The organism is Streptomyces sp. NPDC058758, assembly GCF_042746075.1.
GTDB lineage: Bacteria > Actinomycetota > Actinomycetes > Streptomycetales > Streptomycetaceae > Streptomyces.
On record NZ_JBHYPS010000081.1, the window covers coordinates 1 to 9,053 of the forward strand.

Genomic DNA, 9,053 nt, shown 5'->3' on the forward strand with positions numbered 1-9,053 from the left:
TGTTGGAGGCGGCGGTGGCGACCGGGTCCTTGGCCATGCCGTCGAAGGAGCCCGCGCCCTCCTTCGGCACCCCGGCACAGGCCGGACCGAACGGCGCGTCGGACGCCGTCGTGGCCGAGGATTCCTCTGCCGCGGGCGGTGCGGCCTGCGAGGTCGCCTCGCCGGACATCGCGTCGTTCCCGGAGTCGGAGCAGGCGGCGAGGGCGAACGGCAGCGTGGCCGCGGCGGCGACGGCCACCGCGGAACGACGGAAGCGCAGGGTGTTCATGGGGTGCTCTCCTGAGGTGTCGCGTGCGTGCGGGGAACTGCGGAGAACATCCGGCGGCGACCGCGCGCGGCATCCGGCGGTCCCGGACGGCGCGGGGGCGTCACGTCGGTGCTCATGCCCGGCATTCGGAGCGGACCCTCCGGCGGATGGGTCGTCTGTGCCGATCGGTGTCCGTGGTGAGGGAGGGGACCGTTCGGTGGCCCGCGGGCGGGGCGGACCGGGGCGGTCCCCGCGCGGTGGTGCCGGGTCGGCCCGTGGGCGGGGCGGGGCAGGCCGGCGCGGTGGTGCCGGGTGGGCCCGAACGGCGAAGCCTTCGTTCCGGACGTGCCGGAAGGGGGCGGCAAGGGGGCGTGAACGCCTGGAACACGTCCTCAGGTTGCCGGGGCCGGGCAGTCCGCCCGGGGCCGGGTCCGTGGCACGCTGCGGCGCGAACGCCGTTTCTCCGTGCGCCCGTTCGCCCTTGTGGCGGTCCGCCGCCGGTTCGCCGCGCGCCCTTTCGCCCTCGCGGCGGTCCGTCGATCCGGGCCGCCCGCCCGCCGGTTCCACGGCGCGGCCGCCGGAGCCGTCCCCACCACGGAGGGAAGCATGTCCTTGCTGCCGCGTCAGGAGAGTCCCCGGGCCGACGGCCACATGGTGGTCTGCGGTGACGACGGGCTCGCCCACCGGCTGGCGGTCGAGCTGCGGGACGTCTACCGGCGCCCCGTGGTCCTCGTCGTCCCGGCCACCGGCCCGCGGGACCACGACGTCGAGCCGGCCGCTCCCGTCCCGGCGGAGCCCTCTTCCGCCGGAGCGGGGCCACCGCTGCGGGAGGTGGCCTCCCCCGCGCCCACCCGGGAGGCCCTGCGGCGGGCCGGGGTGGAAACCGCCGCCGCCCTCGCGCTCCTCTACGAGGACGACGAGACCAACGTGCGGGCCGCCCTCGCCGCGCGCAGGCTCAACCCCGGGCTGCGGCTGGTCGTCCGCATGTACAACCGCAAGCTGGGCGACCGGCTGGAGGAACTCCTCGACCAGGCCGTCCTGGTGACCGAGCCGGGCGTGGACAGGACCGTCCTGGACGCCTCCACGACGGTGCTGTCGGACGCGGACACCGCCGCGCCGGCGCTCGTCGCCACGGCCATCGCCGACACCAGGAAGGTGGTGCAGGCGGGCGGCCTGCTGCTGCGCGCGGCGGAGCGCCCGGCGCCCGGTCGCGGGGAGGTCCCGGACCCGGGGCTGTGCACGCTGGCGCTGCTGTCGTCGACCACGACCGACCCCGCCGGGTCCGAGGGCTCGGACGCGAGCGGGGCGCGAGGGCCCGATCTCCTGCCCGACGACCGGGTCGTCCTGGCCTCCCGGGGCCGGGGCACCGTCGTCCTGGAGGCCGTCCGCCGGGCCGGACGCGCCTTGCCGCCCCGGCGGCTCGCACGTCGCGGCGCCCCGCTCGGCGAGGTGTTCCCGACCCGCCTGCGGTGGGCGCTGGCCGGCATCGTCGCCGCGGTCCTCACCCTGACCGTCACCACGATCGCGCTCACCGACGCCGGGCCCGTCGCGGCCGCGTACCTCACCCTCCTCGACCTGTTCTCCATCAACGACCCCGCCGTGGAGGAACCGACCGCCCGGCAGGTGCTCCAGCTGCTGTCCGGGCTGGTCGGCCTGGCCCTGCTGCCGCTGCTCGTGGCCGGCGCCCTGGAGGCCCTGGGCACGTTCCGTACGGCCGGTGCGCTGCGCCGCCCGCCCCGTACCCTCTCCGGGCACGTCGTGCTGCTCGGCCTGGGCAAGATCGGCGCCCGGGTCCTCGCCCGGCTGCGGGAGTACGACATCCCGGTCGTCTGCGTCGAACAGGACCCCGACGCCCGCGGCATCCCGCTCGCCCGCGACCTGGGCGTCCCGGTGATCCTCGGCGACGTCACCGAGGACGGCGTCCTCGACGCGGCCCGCGTGCACCGGGCCGACGCCCTGCTCGCCCTCACCAGCTCCGACACCACCAACCTGGAGGCCGTCCTCGCCGCCCGGACCCTCCACGGCGGTCTGCGCACGGTGCTCCGCCTCTACGACGACGACTTCGCCACCGCCGTCTACCGCACCCTGCGCTCGGCCCACCCCGACGCCGTCACCCGCAGCCGCAGCGTCTCCCACCTCGCCGCCCCCGCCTTCGCCGGCGCGATGATGGGCCGCCAGATCCTCGGCGCGATCCCCGTCGAGCGCAAGGTCCTGCTCTTCGCCGCCCTCCTCGTCGCCGGCCACCCCCAGCTCGAAGGGCGGACCGTCGCCGAGTCGTTCCGCGCCGACTCCTGGCGGGTCCTCGCCCTCGACACCGCGGACGCCTCCGCCCGGCGCCCCGACCTCGCGTCCGCTCCGCTCGACGGCGAACGCTCCGAACTCCTCTGGAACCTCCATCCCGGGTACGTCCTCCGGCCCCGCGACCGCGTCGTCATCGCCGCCACCCGCCGCGGCCTCGCCGAACTCCTTGAGACCGGCCCGCGGCCCGCCTCCGAACCGGCGGCGGGGTGACGGGGTGACGGGATGACGGCGTGACGGCGTGACAGGGGGACGGGACGAGGCGGGCCGCCGTGCTCAGTCGACAGGTGAACTCTCCACGGAGCAGCTGGTGGTGCCCGCGGGGCACCAGTGGGTGCGGCCGCCGACGAGGCGGAGCTGGAGGTCGGCGTCGCCCATGCCCGCGCGGTCGAGGGCGATCCGCAGGGCGGTGGGGGCGGGCTGGGGCGGGAGGCCGAGGACGCCGACGAGGACGACGCCGTTGCGGGCGTCGACGGAGGCGATCTGCCAGGCGCCGGCCGCCGCCCAGCGCTCGGCGACGGGGCGGGCGTCGGCGGCCAGGGCGCGGTCCCGGGCGACGGAGACGGTGCCCGTGGTGAGCGGGACGGCGACCAGCAGCACCACCGCCGCGACCGCGGCCAGGGTCCGGCCGTGGAACGCCCCCACCGGGAGTCCGGCCGACCGGGCCGCGTCGCGCACCCGGTAGCCCAGGAAGACCAGGGTGCCGGTGGCGACGATCGCGGCCACGTTGGTGGCGAACAGGAGCGCGGACTCGCCGGCGTCGTGATACCGCTGCACGGTGAGCAGCAGCCCGGTGACGGCCAGCGGCGGGACGAGCGAGATGGCGATGGCGACGCCGGGCAGGGTGTCGGAGATGTCGGTCCTGACCAGGGCGAACGCGCCGACCGTACCCGTGGCCAGCGCGGCGAGCAGGTCGATCAGGCGCGGGCTGATCCGGGAGGACACCTGACTGTTGCTCGCGAACGCGTCGGGCGGCGCGGCGATCCACCCCAGCAGCATCCCGATCAGCACGACCACCACCGCACCGCCGAACACCAGCAGCGCGCTGCGCACGACGTGCGCCCGGTCGGCGAGGACCAGGGCCAGCGCCGTCCCGAGGATCGGTGTCATCAGCGGGGCCACGATCATGGCCCCGATCACGGTGGCGGTGGAATCCCCCACGACTCCCGCGCTCGCGATGACCGCCGCCAGGACCAGCAGCACCCAGAAACGCGAGGCACTGCGGCTGCCCCACGCCCGCTCGATGAACAGCGCGTCGGCCATCCGCCGGGCCGCCGCCTCGTCGACACTGGCCATTCTGCCCCCTTCGCTCGATATGACCGGATTCTGCTACGCGGAGGAGCGAGGGCGAGGAAGACGCGGCGGGCTCGCCCCGCCGGTGGGGGTTCCGGCTCGGCCGAAGGGGGAAGGCGTCGTCCGGTGCGAGCCGCGGGAGGGCCGCTGTCCGTGCCTCCCGCGCCCTGACTGCTCGGACCCGCCCGGGCCGCCCGGGACCACGGCTCTGCGTGCGGCGCGCGCCGTGCCGGCGCGCCGCCCGGGCCCGGGCGGACCACCGGCCCCCGCCGCCCCCACGGGCGAAGGGCCGGGTCCCGCTTCCGCGGCGGCGGTACGAGGCCGGAGGCCGTACCGCCGCCGCGAAGGGACGGCGGGCGGCCCCGCAGAAGTGTGCGGGGCCGCCGGGGGAGGCAGGGGCGCCTGCCACCCTCGACGGTTCTTCGGTGCCCCCGGCCCATAGGTGGGGAGGTCCGGACGCGTTTCACTCGAACGGGTGACGTGTGGGCAGTGACCGCGGCGAAAGCGGGACCCATCCGCCTGCCCGTCCGCTACGAAGGCTCTGCACAGGCCCTATCCGGTCCTGTGGCCGCGGCCCGCGCGACGCGGCGGCCGGCCCCGCCCCCCGAACCAGGACCCGCATGCGATGGACACCCCGCCCCCGGACGGCCGTCCCGGACGGCTGCGTCCGGTCGCTCCGCACGGAGCCCGCCCGGTGAACCGGCCCGTTCCCGTCGACGCCCCCGGCCCGCCGCCGCGCCATGCCCTCGCCGAGGTGATGCGCAAGGTCGCCCAGGGCGACCAGCAGGCGTTCTCCGCCCTCTACGACGCCCTGGCACCCCTGGTCTTCGGCATCGTGCTCAAAGTGGTGCGCGACCGGGCGCAGTCCGAGGAGGTCGCCCAGGAGGTCATGATCGACCTGTGGCGCCAGGCCGCCCGCTACCGGCCCGACGCCGGCAGCGTGCAGACCTGGGCGGCGACCATCGCCCACCGCCGGGCCGTGGACCGCGTCCGCTCCGCCCAGGCCGCCGCCGACCGCGAGCACGCGCAGGCGGCCAGGGAGCACACCACCGCCTTCGACGAGGTCGCCGAGCAGGTCGAGACCCGCCTGGAGTCCGAACAGGTACGCCGCTGCCTGCGCGGCCTGACCGAACTCCAGCGCCAGGCCGTGACCCTGGCCTACTACCAGGGCCTGACCTACCGTGAAGTCGCCGAAGCCCTGCGCACGCCGCTTCCCACCATCAAGACACGCATGCGCGACGGACTGATCCGGCTCCGCGACTGCATGGGGGTGACCACATGAACCAGCACCGCTCCGACCTCCACGCCCTCGCCGCCGCCTACGCCCTCGACGCCCTCGACCCGGCCGAGCGGGCGGACTTCGCCGCGCACCTCCCGCACTGCGAGGAGTGCCGCGGGGACGTGGCCGAGTTCGAGGCGACCGCCGCCCGCCTGGCCGGGGCCGCCGCCCAGGATCCGCCCCCCGCGCTCAAAGAGCGCACCATGGCCGCGGTCGACGGTGTGCGCCAGCTCCCGCCCCCGGTCCCCGCGACCGGTGCGGCCCGCCGCGCTCCCCGCGTCCTCGCGCGCAAGGCCGTCCCCCTCGCCCTGGCGGCGAGCGTGGCCGCCGCGGTCTCCTTCGCCGGCCTCGCCGCGTGGCAGTACCAGGAGAGCCAGGACGCCCAGCGGCAGGTCCAGCAGGCCGAGCGACAGCTCGACGCGGTGAGCACGGTGCTGGCCGCGCCGGACGCCCGTACCGTCCACGGCCGGGCCACCAACGGCGCCCTCACCACCGTCGTCAGCTCCGACCGCCTGAACCAGGGCGTCTTCACCGCCACCGGCCTGCCCACCCCGGCCGAGGGCACGACCTACCAGCTCTGGCTCGACCAGGGCGGCAGCATGCGACCCGCCGGGTTCATCGGCTCCGACGGCACCGTCCCCCTCGCCGGCGACATCGCCGGCGCCGGCGCCGTGGGCCTCACCCTCGAACCGGCCGGAGGCTCCCCCCAGCCCACCACCGACCCCCTCCTCCTGCTGGCCCTGCCCGCCTGATGCCCCTGCCCTGGCCGACCGCCGCCCTCCGTCTCGTCCGGGAGTTGTGAGGAGCTCAGCGAAGGAGGGAAGGCTGCGGAAACGATGAGCATGCCGAGACGAAGCACGGAGAGCCGTAAGGCGCCGGTGCCGGTGCCGGCGACGCCGACACCCAACGGTCGTGTGGTCGGCGCCGTCCAGGCGGACCTTTCCGTGAGCACCCTGTGGTGCACCTTTCTCAGGGGGACGACGAGAGAGACGAGGACGAGGCCCAAGCGACGCTGCGCCGCACGGAGGCGAATGACGCCCAGCCTCCGGGTCTGTCCCCCTTGGGGGCGGTGGTGCGTGATCGGGCGGGATCACGCACCGTAGGCGTGGTGGAGGACGGTGACGAACAGGGCGACGACGAGGGTGCGCTCATGGGGCGGGCGGAGTCGGAGGCGCCGAGTCGGCGGGCCCTCGGTGTCAGGCGGCTCGGGCGGCGAGGGTCTTGTGCAGGGCGTCGAGGCCGTCGGCGTAGATGCCGGTGAACAGGTCGACGACTTCCTGCTCGGTGGCGCCCTGGGGGTTGAAGCGGCCGGACCACTGGACCTCGGCGACGTCGTCGCGGCCGGGGACCACGTGGACGCGGAGGGTGGAGACGTAGCCGTCGACGGGGAACGGCGCTTCGAGGATGGCGTAGCTGTAGTGCCGTTCGGCCTCGTCGAAGTCGACCAGACGCTCGACGATGACGTCGCCGTCGGGGTTGGTCAGGCGGCGGACCCGGCCGCCTTCGAGGGCGGTGCTCTCGGGGATGTACGGGAGCCAGTCAGGGAGGGCGTCGAAGCCGCCGATCAGGTTCCAGACCTGCTGGGGGGAGGCGGGGACGACGCGGGAGACGGACGTGGAAGCCATGGTGGTGCTCCTGGCGTTGCGTGGGGGATGGGGATGGGGGAGGGTCAGGCGTTGTTCGGGAGCGGGGCGGCCGGGCTGACCAGGCCGGCGGCGCGCAGGTCGGTCCAGAACGCGGCCGGGACGCTCTCGTTCAGGGCCGCGACGTCCTCGGCGATGCGGCTGGGCCGGGTGGCGCCGGGGATGACGGCCGCGGCGGCCGGGTGGGCGAGGGAGAACTGCAGGGCGGCGGCCTTGATGGAGACGCCGTGCTCGTCGGCCAGGGCCTTCAGCCTGCCGACGCGCTCGACGATCTCGGCCGGCGCCTGCTGGTACTCGAAGTGGGTGCCGCCGGCGAGGATGCCGGAGCTGTACGGACCGCCGACGACCATGTCGACGTCCTGCTCCTGGGCCATGGGGAGGAGGCGGGTGAGGGCGTGCTCGTGGTCGAGGAGGGTGTAGCGGCCGGCGAGGAGGAAGCCGTCGGGCCGCGGCTCGTCGAGGGCGAGGGTCAGCTCGATGGGCTCGGTCTTGTTGACGCCGAGGCCCCACGCCTTGATGACGCCCTCGTCGCGCAGGCGGGACAGAACGCGGAAGGCGCCGGTGCGGGCCTCCTCGAACTTGCCGAGCCAGGCGTCGCCGTGGAAGTCCTGCGCGATGTCGTGGACCCAGACGATGTCGAGCCGGTCGGTGCCGAGGCGCTTGAGGCTGCCCTCGATGGAGCGCTCGGTGGCCTCGGCGGTCCACTCGTGGAGGATCTTGTTCGGGTTGCCGTGCTCGAACAGGCCGCCCTTCTCGCCGAAGTCGGGCACGTCGGTCTCGTGCTCGTCGAGGACGACCCGGCCGACCTTGGTGGACAGGACGTACTCGTCGCGCGGCTTGCCGGCCAGCACCTCGCCGAGCCGCTCCTCGGCGAGGCCGGCACCGTAGAAGGGGGCGGTGTCGTAGAAGCGGATGCCGTGGTCCCAGGCGGCCTCGACGGTGGCGCGGGCCTCGTCGTCGGGGATGGCGCGGAACATGTTGCCGAGCGGGGCGGTGCCGAAGCCGAGGCGGCCGGGAAGGATGTTCTTGAGCGACATGGGAAGTGCCTTCGAGAGGGGTGGGGGGAGGGCCGCGAGGACCCCGTGCGCGCACGCACCTTTCGCTGCGGGCGCGCCTTACATGTGAAGACAATATTTGCGTGCGCTGGCTAATGCAAGAGCTGGATATGCGCGTCCGCTGCTTGGGTGGGGTTCGGTGTTCGCGGGCGGGGTTCTGGATCCCCCGCCTATTTGCCCCGTCTCCGCCCCCGCCACGGCTCCGCGCGGGCGTCGGCGCCAGGCCGGGTGGCGTAGGCCGGCCGTGGTGTACTCCCGGAGCCGGTCGGCCGTCACCGGATCGAGCGTGTGGGTGGCCGCGCCCCTGGGGCCCTCCTCGTCGCCGCGGACGATCCGCGCCTCCTGGCTGTCCTCGCAGTGGCGGCCCACGACGCCGTCCGGCAGGGGAGAGGCGGCCGGCAGGACGGACGTGGCCGCCCCCTGCGCCGGAGTCTTGTGGGAGGGAGGAGGTGTCGGGTTCCCCTCGCCGCCCATCGCCCCGAACGCCCGCCTCGTGTCGTCGTCGAGGTGCCTCTGCGGCAGGGCTCGGGACGCGCGGGGGGAGTGCCGTGATCCCCGCGTTCGCCACGAGGGCGTCGAGCGGCCCGTCCCGCGCCCGTACGAAGGCCTCTACCGAGGCCGTGGCCGACAGGTCGAGCGCGCCGCCCGCACCGAGCCCGCGCCCGGGATGCCCGCGAGCCCCCGGAGCAGCGGCCCGGAGGCCGTCCCCGTCCTCGCCCCACCCCTTTTCCCCGCCACGAGAACGGCACCGCCCGGGCGGGACGCGGCGAGGACATCCTCCTCGTCGGCGGAGGCTTCTCCTTCGGCGCCCGAGCCCGGGAACTCCTCCTCGCCCGGCTGCCCCCGGTCATCCGCGTCCTCCGCCTCCACCTGGCCACCGCCCCGCCCCACGCCCCCGGCCGGTACGCCGCCCCGCCGCCCTGGCCGCCCTGCCCCGGGACCCGAAACCCCCTGGGTGGTCGCCGAACTCGCCCGCGCCTGCGCCGTCTCTCGCTCCGTCCTCGCGGCCCGCTTCGAATCCGCCGTTGACCAGGGCCCGTTGGAGTACTCCACCCGCTGGCGCGCCGTCGGCCATGGCTCGAAAAGCGCCCTCGGCGTCGCCTTCAGGCTCGTCATGGGTGCCCCCACCCGGGGGCGAACCGCGGCACCCCGGGGGGCGCCGGGGGGCGCCCCCCGCCCCACCCCCCCCCCGGGCGCCCGCCGCGGGGGGCCGGGGCGTGGGGGGCCCCCCGGGGGGT

At 75.6% G+C, this 9,053-nt stretch carries 6 protein-coding genes and 1 pseudogene; 3 read left to right on the forward strand and 4 right to left on the reverse strand.

Translation table 11 applies throughout. From position 1 onward, the window contains the following. Nucleotides 1-268 (reverse strand): annotated as a pseudogene (locus ACFW6A_RS38870) (fasciclin domain-containing protein); the annotation flags it as partial. A 585-nt stretch (nt 269-853) separates the two neighbouring features. On the opposite strand from ACFW6A_RS38870, the gene ACFW6A_RS38875 reads away from it, so the two are divergent. After that, on the forward strand, nt 854-2,758 hold the full coding sequence (locus ACFW6A_RS38875) for an NAD-binding protein (RefSeq protein ID WP_386646605.1): 1,905 nt from the start codon (nt 854-856) through the stop codon (nt 2,756-2,758). Nucleotides 2,759-2,821: 63 nt separating this feature from the next. Here the strand turns inward: ACFW6A_RS38875 and ACFW6A_RS38880 are convergent, their stop codons facing one another. Further along, complete coding sequence (locus ACFW6A_RS38880) at nt 2,822-3,841, reverse strand: DUF389 domain-containing protein (RefSeq protein ID WP_351857252.1); 1,020 nt, start codon at nt 3,839-3,841, stop codon at nt 2,822-2,824. Nucleotides 3,842-4,532: 691 nt separating this feature from the next. Between ACFW6A_RS38880 and sigK the strand changes: the two genes are divergently transcribed. Both sigK and ACFW6A_RS38890 read left to right on the forward strand, forming a co-directional pair. Next, the gene (gene sigK, locus ACFW6A_RS38885; RefSeq protein ID WP_386646608.1) at nt 4,533-5,120 is read left to right on the forward strand and encodes an ECF RNA polymerase sigma factor SigK; all 588 of its coding nucleotides are present in this window, start codon (nt 4,533-4,535) and stop codon (nt 5,118-5,120) included. Continuing rightward, a complete protein-coding gene (locus ACFW6A_RS38890) occupies nt 5,117-5,869 on the forward strand; it encodes an anti-sigma factor (protein ID WP_386646611.1) in 753 nt (250 codons plus the stop codon). Before sigK ends, ACFW6A_RS38890 begins: the two co-directional genes overlap by 4 nt. 444 nt (nt 5,870-6,313) lie before the next feature. Here the strand turns inward: ACFW6A_RS38890 and ACFW6A_RS38895 are convergent, their stop codons facing one another. Continuing rightward, nucleotides 6,314-6,742 carry an SRPBCC family protein gene (locus tag ACFW6A_RS38895; RefSeq protein WP_386646613.1) on the reverse strand — a complete coding sequence of 143 codons (429 nt, stop codon included), beginning with the start codon at nt 6,740-6,742 and terminating at the stop codon, nt 6,314-6,316. 44 nt (nt 6,743-6,786) lie between these two features. After that, entirely contained in the window at nt 6,787-7,797 is a 1,011-nt protein-coding gene (locus ACFW6A_RS38900; protein ID WP_351853722.1) for an aldo/keto reductase, read from the reverse strand. Nucleotides 7,798-9,053 lie beyond the last annotated feature (1,256 nt).